The 20113-nt window shown below is 35.9% G+C and carries 24 protein-coding genes; 8 read left to right on the top strand and 16 right to left on the bottom strand.

The genetic code is table 11. The annotated features are described in order from the left end of the window. Positions 1-3: 3 nt before the first annotated feature. The 9 genes from QUG14_RS01450 to QUG14_RS01405 all read right to left on the bottom strand — a co-directional run bounded on the left by QUG14_RS01450 (position 4) and on the right by QUG14_RS01405 (position 9249). Positions 4-1962 carry an ABC transporter permease gene (locus QUG14_RS01450; RefSeq protein ID WP_289338669.1) on the bottom strand — a complete coding sequence of 653 codons (1959 nt, stop codon included), beginning with the start codon at positions 1960-1962 and terminating at the stop codon, positions 4-6. After that, on the bottom strand, positions 1959-2705 hold the full coding sequence (locus QUG14_RS01445) for an ABC transporter ATP-binding protein (RefSeq protein WP_289338667.1): 747 nt from the start codon (positions 2703-2705) through the stop codon (positions 1959-1961). The genes QUG14_RS01450 and QUG14_RS01445 overlap by 4 nt, the downstream gene beginning before the upstream one ends. A gap of 105 nt (positions 2706-2810) precedes the next feature. Next, the gene (locus QUG14_RS01440; protein WP_289338665.1) at positions 2811-3734 is read right to left on the bottom strand and encodes a WD40/YVTN/BNR-like repeat-containing protein; all 924 of its coding nucleotides are present in this window, start codon (positions 3732-3734) and stop codon (positions 2811-2813) included. 204 nt (positions 3735-3938) lie between these two features. After that, positions 3939-4136 (bottom strand): hypothetical protein, encoded by a 198-nt coding sequence (locus tag QUG14_RS01435; protein ID WP_289338664.1) that lies wholly within the window; start codon positions 4134-4136, stop codon positions 3939-3941. A gap of 208 nt (positions 4137-4344) precedes the next feature. Continuing rightward, complete coding sequence (locus tag QUG14_RS01430; protein ID WP_289338662.1) at positions 4345-4566, bottom strand: DUF5671 domain-containing protein; 222 nt, start codon at positions 4564-4566, stop codon at positions 4345-4347. A gap of 263 nt (positions 4567-4829) precedes the next feature. Beyond that, the gene (locus QUG14_RS01420; RefSeq protein WP_289338661.1) at positions 4830-5567 is read right to left on the bottom strand and encodes a ZIP family metal transporter; all 738 of its coding nucleotides are present in this window, start codon (positions 5565-5567) and stop codon (positions 4830-4832) included. An 83-nt stretch (positions 5568-5650) separates the two neighbouring features. Further along, entirely contained in the window at positions 5651-6691 is a 1041-nt protein-coding gene (locus QUG14_RS01415) for a flavin-containing monooxygenase (RefSeq protein ID WP_289338659.1), read from the bottom strand. Between the two features lie 58 nt (positions 6692-6749). Next, positions 6750-8888: a heavy metal translocating P-type ATPase gene (locus QUG14_RS01410; RefSeq protein ID WP_289338658.1), complete on the bottom strand. Its 2139-nt coding sequence runs from the start codon at positions 8886-8888 to the stop codon at positions 6750-6752. Then, entirely contained in the window at positions 8881-9249 is a 369-nt protein-coding gene (locus QUG14_RS01405) for an ArsR/SmtB family transcription factor (protein WP_289338657.1), read from the bottom strand. The genes QUG14_RS01410 and QUG14_RS01405 overlap by 8 nt, the downstream gene beginning before the upstream one ends. A 197-nt stretch (positions 9250-9446) precedes the next feature. Between QUG14_RS01405 and QUG14_RS01400 the strand changes: the two genes are divergently transcribed. The 3 genes from QUG14_RS01400 (at position 9447) to QUG14_RS01390 (ending at position 11910) form a co-directional block, all read left to right on the top strand. Further along, the gene (locus QUG14_RS01400) at positions 9447-10460 is read left to right on the top strand and encodes a multicopper oxidase domain-containing protein (protein ID WP_289338656.1); all 1014 of its coding nucleotides are present in this window, start codon (positions 9447-9449) and stop codon (positions 10458-10460) included. An 18-nt stretch (positions 10461-10478) separates the two neighbouring features. Next, the gene (locus QUG14_RS01395) at positions 10479-11648 is read left to right on the top strand and encodes a ZIP family metal transporter (RefSeq protein ID WP_289344041.1); all 1170 of its coding nucleotides are present in this window, start codon (positions 10479-10481) and stop codon (positions 11646-11648) included. Positions 11649-11733: 85 nt separating this feature from the next. Beyond that, positions 11734-11910 carry a twin-arginine translocase TatA/TatE family subunit gene (locus tag QUG14_RS01390; RefSeq protein WP_289338655.1) on the top strand — a complete coding sequence of 59 codons (177 nt, stop codon included), beginning with the start codon at positions 11734-11736 and terminating at the stop codon, positions 11908-11910. Between the two features lie 90 nt (positions 11911-12000). Here QUG14_RS01390 and QUG14_RS01385 read toward each other — a convergent pair whose 3' ends face one another. Both QUG14_RS01385 and QUG14_RS01380 read right to left on the bottom strand, forming a co-directional pair. Then, positions 12001-12693 (bottom strand): hypothetical protein, encoded by a 693-nt coding sequence (locus tag QUG14_RS01385; protein ID WP_289338653.1) that lies wholly within the window; start codon positions 12691-12693, stop codon positions 12001-12003. After that, positions 12683-13222 (bottom strand): RNA polymerase sigma factor, encoded by a 540-nt coding sequence (locus QUG14_RS01380; RefSeq protein WP_289338651.1) that lies wholly within the window; start codon positions 13220-13222, stop codon positions 12683-12685. Before QUG14_RS01380 ends, QUG14_RS01385 begins: the two co-directional genes overlap by 11 nt. A 184-nt stretch (positions 13223-13406) precedes the next feature. Between QUG14_RS01380 and QUG14_RS01375 the strand changes: the two genes are divergently transcribed. Both QUG14_RS01375 and QUG14_RS01370 read left to right on the top strand, forming a co-directional pair. Next, a complete protein-coding gene (locus tag QUG14_RS01375) occupies positions 13407-13847 on the top strand; it encodes a YaiI/YqxD family protein (RefSeq protein ID WP_289338649.1) in 441 nt (146 codons plus the stop codon). Between the two features lie 128 nt (positions 13848-13975). Next, positions 13976-14602: a class I SAM-dependent methyltransferase gene (locus tag QUG14_RS01370; RefSeq protein ID WP_289338647.1), complete on the top strand. Its 627-nt coding sequence runs from the start codon at positions 13976-13978 to the stop codon at positions 14600-14602. A 140-nt stretch (positions 14603-14742) separates the two neighbouring features. On the opposite strand, the gene QUG14_RS01365 is transcribed toward QUG14_RS01370, so the two are convergent. Beyond that, positions 14743-15396 (bottom strand): DsbA family oxidoreductase, encoded by a 654-nt coding sequence (locus QUG14_RS01365; protein WP_289344040.1) that lies wholly within the window; start codon positions 15394-15396, stop codon positions 14743-14745. Between the two features lie 180 nt (positions 15397-15576). Then, a complete protein-coding gene (locus QUG14_RS01360; RefSeq protein ID WP_289338646.1) occupies positions 15577-16338 on the bottom strand; it encodes an MBL fold metallo-hydrolase in 762 nt (253 codons plus the stop codon). 116 nt (positions 16339-16454) lie between these two features. Here QUG14_RS01360 and QUG14_RS01355 point away from each other — a divergent pair, with 116 nt between their 5' ends. Continuing rightward, positions 16455-16829, top strand: a complete 375-nt coding sequence (locus QUG14_RS01355) for an Lrp/AsnC family transcriptional regulator (RefSeq protein WP_289338645.1) — start codon at positions 16455-16457, stop codon at positions 16827-16829. A 187-nt stretch (positions 16830-17016) separates the two neighbouring features. On the opposite strand, the gene QUG14_RS01350 is transcribed toward QUG14_RS01355, so the two are convergent. The 3 genes from QUG14_RS01350 to QUG14_RS01340 form a co-directional block, all read right to left on the bottom strand. After that, positions 17017-17724, bottom strand: a complete 708-nt coding sequence (locus QUG14_RS01350) for a DNA alkylation repair protein (RefSeq protein ID WP_289338644.1) — start codon at positions 17722-17724, stop codon at positions 17017-17019. A 108-nt stretch (positions 17725-17832) separates the two neighbouring features. Further along, on the bottom strand, positions 17833-18135 hold the full coding sequence (locus QUG14_RS01345; RefSeq protein WP_289338643.1) for an MTH1187 family thiamine-binding protein: 303 nt from the start codon (positions 18133-18135) through the stop codon (positions 17833-17835). Between the two features lie 132 nt (positions 18136-18267). Next, positions 18268-19155, bottom strand: a complete 888-nt coding sequence (locus QUG14_RS01340) for a LysR family transcriptional regulator (RefSeq protein ID WP_289338642.1) — start codon at positions 19153-19155, stop codon at positions 18268-18270. Between the two features lie 252 nt (positions 19156-19407). Between QUG14_RS01340 and QUG14_RS01335 the strand changes: the two genes are divergently transcribed. Then, entirely contained in the window at positions 19408-19581 is a 174-nt protein-coding gene (locus QUG14_RS01335; protein ID WP_289338640.1) for a hypothetical protein, read from the top strand. Beyond that, positions 19578-20048 (top strand): GntT/GntP/DsdX family permease, encoded by a 471-nt coding sequence (locus tag QUG14_RS01330; protein WP_289338639.1) that lies wholly within the window; start codon positions 19578-19580, stop codon positions 20046-20048. Before QUG14_RS01335 ends, QUG14_RS01330 begins: the two co-directional genes overlap by 4 nt. The last annotated feature ends 65 nt before the right edge of the window (positions 20049-20113 follow it).

The raw sequence follows: 20113 nt of genomic DNA, 5'->3' as shown, positions 1-20113 counted from the left end.
AACTTAACGTGTGTTTTTTTCATTTATAATTTTGTAGTAAATCGATGTCGATGATAGGTAAAAGATTAGGTACGTTAAGACGTACAAACCCATCACAGAAAAAATTATTGTCGTTAACGAAGGTAAATCTTTTATCACTAAAATAACAGTGTAGTATAAAAGAAACCAACTGTGCACCAATCCAAGGATGAGTGGCGGTAAAAATACGAACAGCAATTGTTTCCGAATAATCCTTTTTAGTTCATGATCGCCAACACCCATTTTTCGTAGAATGGCGTAATGCTCTTGCTCCTCGGTAGCTTCGCGAAGTTGTTTAAAATAAATAACGCTTCCTAACGCAAACAGTGCAATCACGCCATAGAACGCAACAGAAAACAATACTAATGAAGACGATTCCGTATTAAGGGAATATTGATCAACATAGGCTGAATAATAGGCCCCTTCTGTTTTCATCACAATATCGTAAATTTTTCGTGACATGTCATTGGATGTTTTCGGATCCTCGATTTGATAAATTTCATAGGAAGAAAGGGGATGATTTTCTTTTAACTGCCCAAAAGCTTCGTCTGAAATAACGAGTACAGAAGGTTGAGTGTCGGTATCTCCCCCAGGACTCGTCGGAATACTTAACAATGGGTATCGAATCTTTTCGACTACACGAAAGGTATTGTCTTCTAAAACGGTAATTTCTGGTTGAGAGCTTTTAAATTTAAAAGGTTCATCTACTCCTCTTGTTAAGATAATGGCTTCTTCCCCTTCTAAATCTACTTTTTCACCCTCATCACGTAAATAAACAATCGCATTTAGCTGTGACTCAGGGAAAAGAGTAAACTCCTCCGTGTAATATTCGGGATAGTTAAAATACGTTTTTCTATTTGGGATTTTTTCTGTCTGAATTCCAGTAATAGTTTCATGGTCAATAATCGGATGTGACTCATTCAATATTTGTTCAATCTGTTTTTGTGATTGATCATCCACCGATGAATAGGCAAGATGGTTTGGAAATTCTTTTTTGACAACGTCTGCCTTCACGGCATAATCTACAGCAATAAATCCAACAGCAAAGATGACAACAGCACTAATTAATGAATTAAAAGTAAAGTTGATGGTATTCCCTCGTATAGAAAACCGTAGAGACGAAATCCATAACAAATTGTTCCCATTATAATAATTTTTACTTTGGCTCATTTTTTGTAAAATCCAGCCTGAAAACTGGCGAAAAAATAAGTACGTTCCTACTATCAATGCTAGTGTTGTAGCAATCAATGTCTCTTTAAAATGATCCTTCCATATATCCGTATCTCCTGATTGCATAATTGTATAATAGGCCCCTACAATCAAAACGATCGATAAAATCGCCAATCCAGTGGAAAATTTCAACGGTTTGTCCATTTTTTCTTTGGCATGAAACAATTCAACTATCTGCACACGCCGGACATTTAGATAACTTTGGATCGTAATAATAACGATTAATAAAGCGAAGAGCAGAATCGTTGAGATGATTGATTCAAGTGGAAAAGCAAATGAAATGTCGTCTTGGTAATGCATTAAGTTCATTAAAACGGCACCGAAGAATTTCGATAGGAATCCACCAATTAAAATACCCCCGGATACAGCAATTGTACTTAGAAATAACGTTTCAAAAAAGACCATTGAAGCAACTTGTCTTTCTTTCATCCCGTATAGTAGGTACATACCAAATTCTTTTTTCCGCTGCTTCATAAAAAAGGAGTTCGCATACAAAATAAAAAACACAATAAACAAAAACACGATCATCGAAGCAATGAAAATAACGGTTTTGTAGTTCTCTTTATTTTGTATCGCTGCCACAACGTCCTCGTTAAACATTAACCCAGAAAAAGTAAAGTAAATGACAACACCAACCAGCATGGAAATGAAATAGATGGTATAAAGACGGAAATTCCGCTTCATATTTCTCCATGATAAATCCACAATATTCATCGCCGGTCACTTCCTAATGCACTTTGAATCGTCAGGATTTTGTCAAAGAATTCTTTTTCCGTTTGCTCCCCTTTAAACATTTCATTGACGATTTTTCCATCACGGAGAAAAATGACCCTCTGACAGTAGCTCGCTGCATAGGGGTCGTGGGTGATCATTAATACCGTTGTCTTAAAGGTTTGATTGAGAAATTGAATTTGTTCTAACAACTGAGTAGCAGATCGGGAATCTAGGGAACCAGTAGGCTCATCCGCAAACACTATCGCAGGATTTGTAATAATCGCCCTTGCAGCAGCTGTTCTCTGTTTTTGACCGCCGGAAATTTCGGACGGATACTGTTGTAAAATCGATTCAATATGTAACGCATCCACCAATTTCGTTAAACGCTGCTCCATTTCCTCGACAGGTGTTTTTTGCAACGAGAGTGGCAGCAGAATATTTTCTTTCACGGTCAAGGTGTCTAGTAAGTTGTAATCTTGAAAAATAAAACCCATTCGTTTTTGGCGGAATTCTCTTAATTCCTTCTTTTTCATTTCTAACAGTGACTTCTCCTCAATCCAAACCTCCCCGCCGTTAAAACTGTCAATCGTTGAAAGGGTATTCATTAAAGTTGTTTTCCCAGAACCCGATGGACCCATAATCGCGGTAAATTCCCCTTGTTCAATGGTCAAATCAATATTTTTTAAAACTTGTGTTTTTCCGTAAGATTTCATTAAGTTCTTTGTTTGTATAATTTTAGTCATTTGTTCGTCCTCCTTCACCTCCATACTATACGTGCTAATTTTCCCTGTAACCATCGATTTAACAACATCTAAAGTGACATTTTTGTCATATTGGGTGGAAATCGATTAATTAACTTCAGTTGGCAGTACTTCCATGGAAAACGCCCACGTTAGACCTTTATCGATTGAAATAAATTTTCCCTTTACCTTCCCACCTTGATAGTCCCTATTAGGACCTTGATTGAGATGAACTGCCAAATGATCGTCTTCTTTGAAAGGGACTTCCGCCATCACAAAGATTTCTCGATACTGTTCTGGAATGATAATGTTTGCTTTACTCCAGGAGTTGCCACTATCTTGGGTGACGTAAAAATCTGGCTCGACAGGATTAAGAATTCCAAAAGAGAGGAATCCTGTGTTTTCATCAACAAAACCTCCATCGTATATTAATCTTGTAACATTAGAATGAGTAGTCTCTTTCCATTGCTTACCGCCATTATGCGTAAGATAAACGGTCGTCCATTCTTGAGACATCGTTCGATCGCCTGAAAGGATGACATAACCAAACCTTTCATTTAAAAATCCAACCTTTCGGAACCGGATGGGCGGATATTGAGCGGTAACAACACTGTCTTCCCAAGTTTTTCCTCGGTCTAGGGAAGAAATTAATTTGATGCTGTCCCCCTCAGCATATATGAATGTTGCACGATTTTTGGTAAGTATGAAACTATTCTTAATCAGCTCTTCCTTGTCCCCATTGTACTCTCCATCAAATAATTTCTCTTTTTCAACAGGTACTACGGCCCAATCGCTTCCTTTATTGAAAGTGACCTGTAATTGATTGTTTTGCAGCGAGTATCCACTAGGATCTTCCACATAGATTGGCTGTAACGGGGAAAGTGGTATTGGTGCAGATTCTTGTGTATCTTGCTCTTTAGTTGGTTGATTCACCCATGGTGAAGTTAATTCTGGATGCTGTTCGAAAAAAAATATGGCAATGAATATAACTGCCACTATTAAAATAACTGTAGCTATCATTTTATTTTTCATACGGAAATACCCCTATTTATGGTCAATTTATTTAGTTTTGGCTTTTATTAATTCTATAAATACCATTGTTCGTATTTAAAAAGGGCATATTGCCTCAAAAAAAAGAGTCCATCGAATAATTTGATGGACATTTTTCCTATTTATATTTTAATCCGATTCATGGTCGAGGAGATTTTTTAAAGTGAAATTTCAACCTCCAAATAATTAGGGTAAAAAAGTTCCACCTATTTCATTGGTACTCTTGGTGTTCAAAGAAACATTTTCGTTTAATTGTTGATTAGTAGATTTGTCGTATACTGGATCTTTAAATTTCACTTTGTTTGGAAATAGTTTATCGAATAATACACCGAACAATACAAGTGCTAATAATAATCCCCAAAATAGGTAACCGATGATTGACATTAATACCTCCCTTATCAAGTTGTTATAAAATTTAAAATAATGTTAATTTTATTATACTATACACAATTAGTGTTATGTGGATATAAAAATCCCCTCACTCTCTAGAAGAGGAAGGACATATTATCCTCCAAGCATCACCAAGCTGTGGTAACAATAAATGAGAAAGTTGGAAGATGAGACCTAGCTTATAAATGACACAGGCTTTCTCTTATTCTAGCTTTTTTCTTAAACGGTTGAAATACAAAAAGATAGGGAAAGGAATAACGATAAAACCGAAACTTTTAATTAATTGATTTTTTGCTACATTAACTTCCATATAAGTGGTCGGACTTATAATGTCAGCAGCTGTCATAAAAATACTCACCGCACCACCAATTGTCATCATAAGAGTAGCGAATAAAACCAGATAAATGTAAAATTGTTTAAACATATTCTCTCTCCCCTTTTCTTATAATTTAGTGTAATTTTACACTAATTATAACATTAGGTTCATCTTTTTATTGGAAAATTTATCATTATTTTTCGAGTTATTTTCCAACCTTTTTTATCATAATTCCTGAAGTTCATGCTTCATTTGGGTAATGTTCAATATTATTTCCAATAAAGAAAAAAAGTAACTTTCGTGTTGTACTTATTCAATAAAGGCAGAATAAAATCCACGTTCTTAGTGGAATCGTCATTAAATGTTCTGTACTAATGAAAAAATGAAGTGATTGATAGGTAAAATCTTATTATTAAGAAACCTAATATTGCCGCCAAAATCATCTTTAAGGCCAAATGTCGCTTTATTCCCTTCCACAACAATTCATAAAAAGTGACATACCCTAACGTCCCAACAGCTATTCCCATAAACATGGTACGCAGTTTTATAGACTGAAAGTCTAATATAATTCCTAGAAAAGTATTTACTCCAACTGCAAGTGATAGTACAAAACAAAATATCCAAAAGGATTTCAACTTCATATTGGAATACAAAACGGAAACCATCATGACCATTCCTTCTGGGATATGATGAATCAATATTGCTCCTAATAATACGGACTCATGTAAATGTCCAGCCTGAAAGTCAATGCCCAAAGCTATTCCTGAAGGGATACTATGAAATAATAATGCCAGAAATAACAACATGATCGTTTCAGGATGTTCAAATATGGTAAGGCTTGAGTTATGTAAAAATCGATCCATAAGAAGCATAAATAAAATCCCTAGAGATATTCCAGCCATTATCCCCAATGGTCGGTAATGACTCATTAATTCTGGGACTAAATCAAATCCTACTATTCCCGCTAAAATTCCTCCGCAAAATACATTAAGGTACAAGGTATCCTTATGAAACACTTTACTGATTATCGTAACAGCGACTCCACCTGAAACCATACCGAAAAAGATAAAAATGAATATATATAAACTGGCTTCAATTACCTCTGCCATAGTATGCCTCCAATAATACGTTTGTACATTATATTCGTATCTAAGTTTCCCATGACTTTTACAAGACAAGGGATTGGAACCCATTATTCATTTCTTAATAATTTTTCAACTATATATTTTGCATCTGTTCCTACTCCTTGAAGTAACGCTGATCCCCTTCGATATTGCCAAGGTAAACCTAAAAAGTATAATCCATTAATTGAAGTGGTCCCTCTTTGATGTATTGGGAGCCCTTTTTCATTTAATTCGGTGGGTATTTTTATCCAACTATAATCTGATTTGAATCCAGTGGACCAAATGACATTCGACACTCTTAAGCTCGTATTGTCATGAAAGAATACATCATTTTTACTAGCTGATGTTGCTCTAGGCTTTAGTATCACCTTTCCCTCATTGAGTTGAGATTTAAGCACGAATCCAAAGATAGGGTCGGATTTATTCTTTATAAATTGACCGACTTTGCTATGAACATTAACCTTTAAAACTCCTATTTTATCAAACCACCAAAATATACTTTTGTTCGCTATATCCTGTGGCAGGAATTTTAGTTTCTGTCCTACAGACAAATACACCTTTCTTTCCATTGATATTTCAGAAGCAATTTGAGCACCTGAGTTCCCCCCTCCAACGACGAGTGTGTCACCTTGCTTTAATTGGTTGGGATTTCTATATTTTGATGAATGCAATTGAAGGATATTTTCTGAAAGAAGTTGTGAAAATTCTGGGATGAATGGTTTTTGGAAAGGACCTGTTGCTACGATTACATTTTTACAATGATACTCACCTTGTGTAGTGTTCAAAATAAAATGGTCTTTTTTGTCCAAATTCAAAACTGAGGTATTAAGTTGAATAGGTAGCGAAAAAGTATTGGCATACAATGATAAATAATCTGAAATTTCGTCTTTAGATGGGTACTTTTTCTCATCTCCTTTTAATGATAATCCTGGTAGATAACAATAAGAGCGTGGAGTAAACAGGGTTAAAGAATCATACCTATTTTTCCAACTAGCACCAACAGCACTTTCCCTATCTAAAATAAGAAATGATAAGTTTGTTTGTTTTAAATAATACCCTATGGAAAGTCCTGCTTGACCTCCTCCTATAACAATAACGTCATAAATCATATATAATTTCCCCCTTTTCAACTAAAAAAGGCTTCCCAATTATGTGGGAAGCCTCTTCTTATTTGTCTTTTACCCTGAGAAGCCTTAAACCATTTAAAGTGACAATAAGCGTTGCACCCATATCGGCAAATATTGCAATCCAAAGAGTTAACCAACCCGGTATTACTAATAGTAATGCAACAAGTTTGATACCTAATGAAAACGTGATGTTCTGTTTAATGATAGCTAAGGCTTTTCTACTTAGCTTTACGGTGAAAGGAAGTTTTCCTAAATCATCGGCCATTAAAGCAATATCCGCCGTCTCAAGTGCAGTATCTGTTCCAGCACCGCCCATGGCTATCCCAACTGTAGAAGCAGCCAATGCTGGCGCATCATTCACACCATCTCCGACCATTGCAACACGGTCATATTTATTTCTTAGTTCTTTAATGAAGGCTAATTTGTCTTGAGGCAATAGTTCTGCCTTTATGTTAGATACCCCTACTTGATTTCCAATTGCATTGGCAGTTCCTGAATTATCCCCCGTTAACATAATGGTTTCTTTAATGCCAATCGAGTGGAGTTTTTGAATGACTGATTTACTATTTCCTCTTACTTCATCAGCAACAGCAAGTAGTCCCAATATCTCTGTTTCTGTCCCCGCAACCATAACAGTTTTTCCTTGATTTTGTAATTCGGAAATGTCGCCTTTAAGGTCTAATGGAACTCCATCTATTAAGATTTCATCAAATAAATTAGGACTGCCTATATAATACATTTTTTCGTTGACTTTGCCTTTTATGCCTTTACCTGTAATCGAAGAAAACTCCTCGATGGTAAGATCCTTGTAAGGTAAATGATCCTGTTCCGCTTTCTTCATGATCGCTGAAGCTAATGGATGCTGGGAACCATTTTCTAATGCAGCAATAATCGTAAGAAGTTCATCAGAATCTGTACCTGGTTGTGGAATGTAGTCCGTTACAACGGGAACACCGTACGTTAAGGTACCTGTTTTATCGAAGGCAATAGCCTTAATTGCTCCCATTTCTTCTAAGTGAATTCCACCTTTTATTAGAACACCATTTCGAGCAGCATTACCTATTGCTGTTACAATTGCAACTGGTGTTGAAATAACTAACGCACATGGACATCCAACCACAAGAGCGGCCAAACCTTGATAAATCCATTTGTCCCAATCGCCACCAAATAATAACGGTGGTACAACAGCGACACCTAATGCGATAAGCATAATGATCGGTGTGTAATACTTTGCAAATCGATCCACAAATGCCTGAGAAGGTGCTTTTTCTGCTTGGGCTTCCTCGACCAAATGAATAATCTTTGCAATCGTTGTGTCGTCAACATGTTTGGTTACTTTAACTTCAAGTAAACCTTCTTCATTTAATGTTCCAGCAAATACTTCGTCATCAACGTTTTTTGCCATAGGAACGGATTCACCCGTAATGGTAGCCTGATTAACGGATGATAATCCTTTGATGACAATCCCGTCCATTGCAATTTTTTGGCTTGGTTTTATAATCATAATGTCGCCGATTTGAATATCGTCAACTTCTACCGTTAACTCTTTATTTCCTCTTCGAATTAGTGCTTCCTTTGGTGCAATATCCATCAAAGAACGTATGGATTGACGTGCCTTATCCATTGAATAGGATTCAAGTGCTTCGCTTATCGCAAACAGGATAACAACGGTTGATCCTTCACCCCATTCACCGATAAATGCAGCACCAATGACAGCAATAGTCATTAAAGTTTTCATATCAAAGTCTAAACGGAATAAATTTTTTAATCCTGTACTAAAAAGTCGGTAACCACCGACTACCATAGAAGCCCCATAAGCTAAAATCGATGAGGTACTCTCTTCCCCATTTAATTGCCCCGAAAACCATCCAATAAGTAAGAAAACAAATGAAGCAATAACAGTTGAGTGTTTTTGTAGGAACGGCACCTTTTTCTCTACTATTTTTTGTTTTTCAGGAACAAGTTTTATGTTTTCAAACGCACCAGCTTTTTCAAGTTCTTCAATTGTTGTATTACCATATACCGTAAGTTTTGCAGCACCAAAGTTTACACTTGCATCAGAAACACCATCCAGGTGTTTTACGTTCTTTTCGAACTTTGTCGCACACCCCGCTCAGGTGAATCCTTGCACTCGGTATACGGTTTTGTCATTTGTTTTTTCCAATCCAGTATTACTCATGTGTTTTCCCCTCCAATTGATGCGTAAAGGCTATTTGAATTAGTTGTCTTACGTGATCATCATCTAAAGAATAAAACACTAATTTGCCTTCCTTACGATATTTTGCTAATCCCAAATTCCGAAGAAGTCGTAAATGATGGGATGCAGTAGCTGTTGTACTTCCTACAATATTCGCTACGTCACATACGCACAATTCATCTTCCTCACTTAAAGCGTAAGCGATCTTAATTCTAGTGTCGTCAGACAACGCTTTAAATATTTGGGCAACAGACATGGTATCTCTCTGAGAAATAACCTCTTTTACACGATTTACTTTATCTTCATCCACGCAGGTTACTTCACAAACATCTTCATGTTTCAAAAGATTACTCCTCCTCATTCAAACCTTCATTTGATTATTAGTATATACAATAACCATTTTAACGGTCAAACAATTATTTGAATGTTTTTATAAAAAATCATCATTTGGTGATTGACAAAAAGATTGTCCGTGGCATAGAGTATTGGCATATACAAATAAAATTGCATCAGGGAAACTTTTTAAGAGGAGGTCAAAGAATGGCAGACAAAAAAATTTCTAGGCGAGATATTTTAAAGATTGGAACCACTGGGGCATTGGGGATAGCAGGAAGTATTTATTTAAATAAAGTTGCACCATTCTCTAATGTGGTTCATGCAGACAGTCATACATCGAGTCACAGTAGTCATTCCACAAATCACACTACTATGCATGATTCGGAAAAAACAGAAGGTTATAAAATGGCTGAACGTCTCTTAACCGAATTTGATTATGGAAAAGTGACAAAACTTCCAGATGGTAAGACTTTACGAGAATATGAAGTTGTCGCAATTGATAAGGAAATTGAAATTGCAAAAGGAATTAAGTTTCCAGGATGGACCTACAATGGAACGATTCCAGGACCAACCTTTCGTTGTACCGAAGGGGACCTTTTAAGGTTTCATTTTGTTAATCAGGGCAGCCACCCTCACTCTATTCATTTTCATGGGATTCACCCGCCTGAGATGGATGGGTTAGAAGCTATTGCTCCAGGTCAATCCTTCACCTATGAATTTGAAGCAAAGCCGTATGGTTTACAAATTTATCATTGCCATGTATTACCGTTGGCCCGACATATTCATAAAGGTTTATACGGAAATTTTATAATTGATCCAAAAACACCAAGGGAACCAGCTTTGGAAATGAATATGGTTATGAATGCATTTGATTTGGATTTGGACGGTGCAAATGAATTTTATACGGTAAATGGCTACGCATTTGCGTTTATGAATCATCCCATTAAAATCAAGAAGGATGAGCTTGTCCGTATTTATTTGAGCAATTTAACAGAGTTTGACTTACTAAACTCATTTCATTTACACGCTAACTATTTCACCTATATTCCAACAGGTAGAAATGATAACCCCTCTCAATTTACCGATACTATTATGCAATGCCAAGGAGAACGCGGGATTCTTGAGGTTCGTTTTCCATACAAGGGGAGATATATGTTTCACGCTCATGTAAGTGAATTTGCGGAGCTGGGCTGGATGGGATTTTTTGAAGTTGAATAGAAAGGAGTGTAAATGATTATGAAAGTAAAATGGCTGATTACCTTTCTAATTCCTCTAGTTCTGTTACTGCTGGTGTTAGGATGGGTATTTAAAAATGGGGCTGGCGTAGAACGGGATCCTGCTGCTCCAATTGAAGTGTTAAACGTTGAACAAATAAAAATTGTTCCATCAGGATTTGAGCTTAATGTAAGTAATACAGGACCAGACACATTGACCATATCTCAAGTGATTGTTGATGATTCTGTATGGACTTTTTCCATGACCCCAGATTCTACTCTTAATCGGTTCGATGATGCTAAGGTAACTATTAATTATCCATGGGTTGAAGGTGACCCCCATACCATTCTATTACTATCTGAAAATGGAATTATAACGGAAGCAACAATTGATGTAGCCACCTTAACTCCTGAATTTTCATGGGAAAATGTATTGAATTACGGATTTATTGGATTTTATGTAGGCATTGTTCCCATTACATTAGGTCTATTATGGTATCCATTTATGAAACGTATGAAGAAAAGTTGGATTAATGCGATCCTTGCACTTACTGTTGGTCTCCTACTATTCTTATTTTTTGGGACGTTATTTGATGGATTTGAAATTGGAGCTGAAGCACCCTCTGTATTTCAAGGAAACATGGTAGTAATTATTAGCACCGTCCTTTCTTTTCTCCTATTGATTGGATTTGACCAGTACCAACAAAAAAGGCAAAAACGCAATGGGTACTCACCACTAGGAATTGCATTATTGATGGCAACAGGGATTGGACTTCATAATTTTGGTGAAGGATTGGCGATTGGTTCTTCTTTTGCACTTGGTGAAGTCGCGTTAGGTACGTTTTTAATCATCGGTTTTACCCTGCATAATATCACGGAGGGGATTGGGATTGCTGCACCATTGTTAACAACTAAGCCAAAGATAAGCCAATTTGTGTTATTAGGAACTATTGCAGGTGCCCCTGCGATTTTGGGAACTTGGTTCGGAGGATTTATCTTCTCACCAATATGGGGTGCAGTATTTTTAGGTATTGGTGCAGGTGCTATATTACAGGTTATCTTCGTTATTTCCAAAATGCTTATAGAAGATCACAAAAAGAATAATGAACCTTTCGTATCGTGGATGAATTTTGCGGGATTTACACTCGGAATATTAATCATGTATTTTACAGCTTTTTTTGTAAAATTTTAGTTGTAACAATGTCAATTAAAAATGGAACTAAACGAGTTTATTGCAGAATCTATTGTAAAAATGTGATTCAAAGAGGAGGGAAACTATGCTTCAAAATATTGGAATACCAGGTTTAATACTAATTGTAACGCTCGCCCTTATTATTTTTGGTCCTTCCAAGTTACCAGAAATCGGAAGAGCATTCGGCTCAACACTAAGAGAATTTAAACAATCAACAAAAGGGATACTGGATGAAAGTCACAATCGTGAAAAAGAAAAATAAAGAAAACAATCAGGTAATATAAAATGGAAAGTAAAAACGTTCAGATTAAATTCTGAACGTTTTTACTAATGCAAATATTGGTTAAGTTATTCATTCATTAAACCAGGTTCCCCATAGTTTTTCATAGCGAATAATCATACCTTCTATTTTATGTTCTTCAGTTAAATTCGCTTGACCATTCACCGTTGCAACTTCAGATAATTCACTGCCTTCTTTTTGGTACTGTAATTCTACTGAAAAATTATAAACCATATCTTTGGAATCTATTTTTTCGTATTCAATCTTTTTCACCTTTAATGTGTAATGGCTTCTCATCGGTTCAATCATTAATACTGAACCATAACTATTAACGAAATCTTGGTAGGAAGTATCATCGGCAAAATATTCTTTATATCGAGTTTCTTCATATTGCCGTAAAGGTTCAATCCATTCCGTCTCATTCAATATTTGATTCAATTCATCACTTGGTCCTGTAAGAGTATTCTCTAATACAGCTTCAATTGTCGGTATATTTTCATCTTGAGTTTTCGTTTCCTTTTCTCCCAGTGAAGTGAGAGTATCTAAAACAATATCCTTTCCACTAAAAAAGAAAAACCATGAAAAGGCAAGGACACACAATAGTAATCCACTGGATACAAACGATAACCGTTTCATCATGTGCTTTTTAGTCATTTTCTGTGCACGTTGTCTAAGTTTAACTTCAGTTGATGAAACAAACTCCTTCCTTGGCTGTAAAGGATACGATTCTTTAATTAGGTTGAACAAATCTTTATCAGTTTGCATTTCCAATTACCTCCTCTACATCTATATTCAATTTCTTTTTTAGGTCTTTTAATGCTCTGTGATAATCTACTTTGACCTTGGAATCACTGCAATTGAGGATTTCAGCTGTTTCTTTTATTGAAAATCCATTTATTCCTCTAAGCAAAACGACTGTTCTATAGGTGGGTTTTAATTTTGAGATTGCTTCTTGCACGAGCTGTTGCATTTCACTGAGTTCAACTAATTCAGTTGGTCCTTTTTCCTTTGAAACGATATGCTTGAAAAATCCCTCTTTAAAAATAGAGGAAAACCTCTTCTTTCTATAATGGTCAATTGCCACATGTTTGGCGATTGAAAAAATCCAAGTTTTGAGATTACTAGTACCATTAAAGGTTGATATGTTTTTCAGTACACGAATAAATACTTCTTGAGTCATATCCTCCGCTTCATCTTGATTCCCCGAAAAACAAATAAGGAATCTATAAACATCTAAATAATGACGATGATAAATTTCGCTGATTCTTTCTTCCAAATTCTCTAAATCAAACAATCTTTTCCCCCCTTAGATTGAATTATTCATCTATTAATCGTTTTACCTTAAAAAAAGTTACAGAAATTTGATTGTATCATTGACGATTTGCCAGATACATATTAATGCTCATGTATCTGTATGGTTTGACAAAAGGTACATCTGACATTAAACTCAACTCAAACTTATTTACGGGAGAAATATGATGAAAATTTATGTTGATGCTGATGCTTGTCCAGTAAAAGATATTATTATCTCTGAAGGTACGAAATCTACTATTCCTGTTATCCTTGTAACCAGCTTTTCTCATTTTTCGAGTGCTGAACAACCACCAGGCGTAGAAACCATTTATGTTGATTCTGGGGCTGATGCTGCGGATTATCGAATTATGAAATTAGCGGCAAAAGGAGATATCATCGTCACGCAAGATTATGGCCTTGCATCGCTAGGTTTAGCAAAAGGATGTACGGTTCTTCACCATACTGGATATACCTATACAAATGATAACATTGACCAGCTATTACAAACACGTTATTTAAGCGCTATGGCGCGAAAAGGCGGAAAGCGTACAAAGGGGCCAAAACCATTTACTGCAGAAGATAAGGAGAAATTTAAGGAACTATTTAAAAGTGCGATTTCACGTTAACCCTACTTGTATATAATTTAGAAGAACTGTGATTGGGGAATTTTAATTATTGGAGTTTAAGGATATGCAAGCTTGGTATCAAGCTTGCATATCCCATTTAAATAAAAGCGAAAGGAGATAAAAATAGCATGGAATTTTGGGAATCAAGTTTTATAGAAAAACAAACGATGTGGGGATTTGAACCGTCAGACTCCGCAATCTTGACAAAGGACTTTTTCATTGAAAGGAATGTCAAGGACATACTGATACCAGGTATTGGATATGGTAGAAATGCAAAGATATTTTTGGACAATGGAATAAATGTAACAGGCATTGAAATTTCAAAAACAGCGATTGAAATGGCGAGACAAAACGGGCTTGATATTGGTATTTTTAATGGTTCGGTAACAGATATGCCTTTTGACAACAAACTTTATGACGGTATCTTTTCCTATGCACTTCTTCACTTATTGAATAAATCTGACAGAGAGAAGTTCATTAAAGATTGCTATAATCAGTTAAAGCCAAATGGATATATGATTTTTACAACTGTTTCAAAAAAAGCTCCGATGTTTGGAAAAGGCAAACAACTGGACAAAGACTACTTTGAGATTATGGAAGGCGTGAAAATGTTTTTTTATGATTCTGACTCCATAAAACAAGACTTTGAGAGATATGGACTGGTAGAGTTTTCAGAAATTGACGAACCAAATAAGAACATGGAAAATAAACCTTCGATAAATTTTATAATGGTAAAATGTAAAAAGGAACTTTAAAGTAATCATACATAAAATACAAAAGTGTGGCCTGCTTACAAATAAGCCCCAAATTTCTAAATTTGAAATTTGGGGCTTTACCATTAATCAATATACTCTTGGATTCAAAGTGATTGTGGATTACCTAGCCAACCTGCCAATTACTTTTCAGGTATTTCACAGCCATCATCATCACAATTTAGAGCTTCTTGGCTGTTTAAAACGGTGATTTCATCCTCTGCAATCACTTTTCTCAATGCCTGGACAAACGTCTCGGCTGGCTGAGCACCTGTAAGGGCATATTTTTTATTAATAAGAAAAAATGGGACACCAGTAACGCCATATTGTTTAGCTGTTTGCTCATCTGCACGTACAACGTCCGTCATTTCATCACTTGCGAGCATTTTAGCCACATCATCCCGTTTCAACCCTACTTCAACCGCCAACTCCGTTAAGGTTTCATGGTCTCCAATATGTTTCGATTCGGTAAAATACGCTTGTAAAATTCGTTCTGTCATCTCTTTCATGAGTCCCTGGCTTTTCGCATACATGGTTAGACGATGAGCATCAAAAGTGTTCGTTTGGATTAGGGTATCCATATGATAATCCAATCCAACTTCCTTTGCCATTTGTACCACTCTTTGTGTGTTTGCCTTTGCTTGCTCTATACTCATGCCATATTTCTTGGCTAATCCTTCATAAATGTTTTCTTGAATATCACGTCCCATTGATGGATCCAATTCGTAGCATCGATATGTCACTTCAATGGGATGGTCAATCTGTTTAATGGCGTCCTCCAGACGCCTTTTGCCAATATAGCAAAATGGTCAAGCAAAATCAGTCCACATTTCAATATGCATACTTGTTCCCTCCAATTTGTGATTCTCATAATAGTATAAGAGTTTAGCGTGTATTTTACACACAATTTGATTCTTTGCTGTGGAAGTGTTCTTGAAGTATGTGTATTGGTTTAGCAAAATTGTCCATCACTTAACTTAAATTGGGTATGATTCCCCATCAACAGGAACTAAAATATTCGAAGATATCCCTTTTTCTATACTAAAGGTTCTTAATTCCTCTCTTGACAATGTCCAATGATTTACAGCTTCCATATGAACAGATATAATTTTTGCATTAGGAGCAGTCTTATAGACTTCATAGATATCCTCTTTCCCCATCACAAGAGAGCCGCCTTGTAGGAATTGATTGTCTCCCCCATTTACAACAATAATTTCTGGTTTGTGTGTTTCAATCACCTCTTGAACCGCATCATACCAAACTGTATCTCCAGCAACATATAATGTTTTTTCATTGGGATGTTTGAGGACAACGCCACACACATCACCAGCAAATTTTACCATTTCGCCTTTTCCATGCTCGCCTTTTGTTTTCGTCAACTGGATATCTTCAAATAATGTATCTTCTTGTAAAACCTCTACATTTTGGAAACCATCGTTTCGAATTGCATTCGCATCCTTATCATTCTGCACAAACATTTTTATATCTTTTGGCAAAATATCTTTGGCAGCATCATCCCAGTGGTCTAAATGTAGATGAGTGACAATGACAGCATCTGTATCCTTACTAATACTGTCAATCGTAGATGGTAAGCTAACTAAAGGGTTATTCTGATCTTGTCTTAATGAATTTGGAAATGGTGGATACGTCCCCTTCTCTGCTAAAAATGGATCTATTATGAACTTTTTCTCTGCATATTGAACAACAAGTGTAGCATTTCGAATTAGTTGTATATTCATGTTTTCAAATTCCTTTTCTATCATCTAGATGTAGTTTATACTATCTCAATAAACAGTCACATAGATTAAATCAAGTCTTTGGTCAGTTTTACTTGATTAATGAAGGAGTTGATTCAATGTTAGATCATACCGATATGCGTATATTGGAGGAACTATCTAAGAATAGTCGTATCACGAAGAAGGAGTTAGGTGAGAAAGTCCATTTGACTGGTCAAGCAACTTCAGCAAGAGTGGCAAAGTTAGAGGATAGCGGAATAATAGAAGGGTATACCATTAATATCAATCAAAATAAATTGGGTTATGTTGTTCACGCTATGATTAACATCTACACCAAAAGCACTCACCATGATCCTTATTTATCTTTCATTAAAACACAAGAACCATACGTAATTAACAACTACAAAATTGGCGGCGATAGCTGTTATCTCTTAGAATGTAAATTTCCATCCAATGAGGTATTAGATGAATTTTTGATAGGCTTAAACAAATAGGTAAACTACAAATTATCCATTATTATTAATAAATAGAGCTTTGAATAATATGGAAATCCATACTAAACAAAGGAAAGAGCCTAACATATGCAAGTTTTTAGTACTACTTGCTCATTATGGCTCTTTTTACAATCATTTTGATGTTTTAAAATCTTGTTCCCATTTATGTGTTTCGACTATAACAATACTAACACCTTACATATTTGCGTTTAAAACCAAGCTTCCCTCTATCTAATTCCTTTTGGATATTTTCAGAAGCTAGCAAGATACTGCTTTTTTTCTTCCCCCGCTTCATTTCGACTGGACCAACTGCCTTAGCGGTTTCAACCGCCTTTTCATGGAGCGGCAAGTAGGAAATGGCGACGGTGTACATAAAATTATTCATAGCGGATTTCGTTCTTTCAGGTGACTGATGAATGGTATTTTCTACCTGATCAAGCATAGTAGCAAGCTTGTCAGCGCTAAATTCATGATCCGGTTGATTACCTAAAAGCCAGCAATAACAGCTCCATCCTGCCGACATCCTCAGTTCTTCACCGCTTGCAATCCATTTATCAGCAACTTCTTGTGCTATATCGGTTTCTGCCAATGTGACAGCAACCACATAATCGGAAAGCATATAAAAATAGGCTCCATCCATCCAATGCTCAAAATCTGCCTCTGTCATGATCTTTGGATCCGCGATTACACCCGCAAAATACATGGCATCGTAGTTCCCTGTAGCATATAATTGGTCAGCCAATGGCTGATTATTTTTGATTTTTTTCGCTAGTGGTTTCATTGCCCCCGTTGCCACGCCAAAAAGTGGCTCATGAGCACCATTGCTTATGTAAATTTTTTTCGTTCGCTCTTTGCCAAGCGTTTCCAGTTCCTGCATGACCGTTTCAAAATCCATGGTATTGCACTCCCTCCCATTATTCTGTATCTCATAGTACATTTTTCAGTTTACATAATATTATTACATATAACTAATAAGATATTTAATGAAACCCTAAGATTATTACTATAATTTTGACTGCACCGACTGTAATTTCCGCTCCATCGTATTTTCTTTGTCGCGTCGATCATCAATTCGAACATTCGTACAAACTCTCTGCAAACCTTTCAGAAACGGAACCTCATGAAGTTCATGAACGATCTCGAGCAATAGCTTTAAATCACCTTCAATGAGTGTACTCATAGGGGTTAACTGAAACTTGACCCTTCCTTCATACTGTTGAAGAACTCTTTGAATCTCAGCCACGTATTCACTGACACTCGGTGTGCTTGTCCCAACTGGAATTATTGTTATATCCACAATCGCCATTATGCTACCTCCTGATATCTTCATACTTCAATAGAATATCATGAAAATCGTGATTAAATAAACTTTCGACCTATGACGAATATAAATTTAAGCATGTCAAAAAGAAACCTTTTCTGGCAAAATACATACTTTCTATAATTTAATAGGTAATTGCGCTGAAATATACTGGATAAATTCACGAACTGCAGGCGACGCCTGTTTCCTTTTTTTTGAGATAAATCCTAAATGCCAAGGAATGGTAGGATTTTCGATGGAAATCACCTTGATTAAATCTTGATTCATTTTTTTTGCAATGGGTTTGGGGCAAATCGAAATCCCTATGTTTTCGCCAATCATTTCACTAATGAAACCCCACTCAGAAATTTCATAGGCAATTTTCGGACGAAAACCAGCTCCAAGGCATTCTTGAACAATGAGGTTATAAATAAGCTCTTGGTTAAATAAAATAAAGTTTTCATTTTTCAACTCATTCAATTCAACTTTTTCCCTTTGTGCAAATGGATGGGTAGTATGGACGAAAAGCGACAGTTCTTCATAAACAAAGGGAGTTACATCAAACTCCTTTTCATCCACCGGCAGCATGACCACTCCAAAATCCAAAATTCCGTCTCTGACATCCTGTTTAACCTTATTTGAATCATCTTCAAAGATGTTTATTTTTATATCGGGATATAGATTATTAAACCCTTTAATGATTTTTGGAAAAAATAAAAAACCAATAATTGGCGGAATGCCGATTTTTATTTTTCCTTTTTTTAAGTTCATTAAATCATAGAGGTGGATGGATAAATCATTGATCGATTCCATAATAATCTCCCCTTCCGCCAAAACGATTTCACCTGCGTCCGTTAATTCAATTTTCTTTGCAGAACGGTCAATCAGTTCTACATTTAATTCTTCTTCCAAACTTTTCACTACTTTGCTTAAGGTTGACTGTGACAAGTGGAGGGATTTAGAGGCCTCGGTAAAACTTTTGTATTTGGCTACTTCAATAAAGTAAGTAAGGTGACGTATGTCCATAAATATATAAACCCCAATCTATGAAAATTATGCATATTGTTTATTCTTATTATTCATTTTACTCATACAAACTTAAGATGTATACTAAGTGTGTCGAATTCGTGAACAAAAATTTACTATTGGAGTGAATTCATGAAACTCAATGTGAAAACACAGCAACAAAACAGACAGAAAATGAACTAATTATTTTCATTTACTCTTGATTCAAGATATTTGAATTAAATGTAAATAACTAAAGGGGAAAAATTAGAGATGGATCTATTAGGTTTGCTGGGAATATTGTTAGGGATACTTACGATCATTCTCTTTATTATTAAAAAGTTCAATATCATCATTGCTGCACCCATTGCGACAATTGTCGTGTTGCTTTTTAACGATGTATCGATATTAGAAACCGTATTTGTGGCAAAGAAAATTCTTACATGACAGCACTTGCTGGGTTTATTGCATCCAATTTCGCTATTTTCTTATTAGGTTCTTTATTAGCAAAATACATGGATAAAAGTGGGGCAACGATTTCAATTGCAAATAAAGTATTGTCTGTGGTAGGAACCAAGAACCCTTACAACGCTTTAGTGGCATTATTTATTATTTCTGCTCTTCTTACTTACGGTGGTATTAATGTATTCGTCATCATATTCGCATTAATTCCCATGGCGAAACCGATCTTCAGACAACTTAATATATCGTGGAAATTAGTGACCATTCCTGTGTTTGGCGGGACTTCAACGTTCACAATGACGATGTTACCTGGGGCACCTTCTTTACACAATATTAACAGATTTGGGAACCACATTAACTGCTGCGCCGGTAATCGGAATCGTAACGTCCCTCGCAGCAATTGTCTTCCTACTCGTATTTATGAAATTCTCTTTGTCAAAAAGCTTGCATAAGAACGAGACATTTCATGGTGATGAAAAAGTTAAAAGTAGTTATGCAGCAAATGAATGAGAACTAC

Source organism: Neobacillus sp. CF12 (assembly GCF_030348765.1).
Classification (GTDB): Bacteria; Bacillota; Bacilli; order Bacillales; family Cytobacillaceae; genus Neobacillus.
Note: the sequence above shows the minus strand (reverse complement) of the source record. Positions and strands in the feature narration are given on the sequence as shown.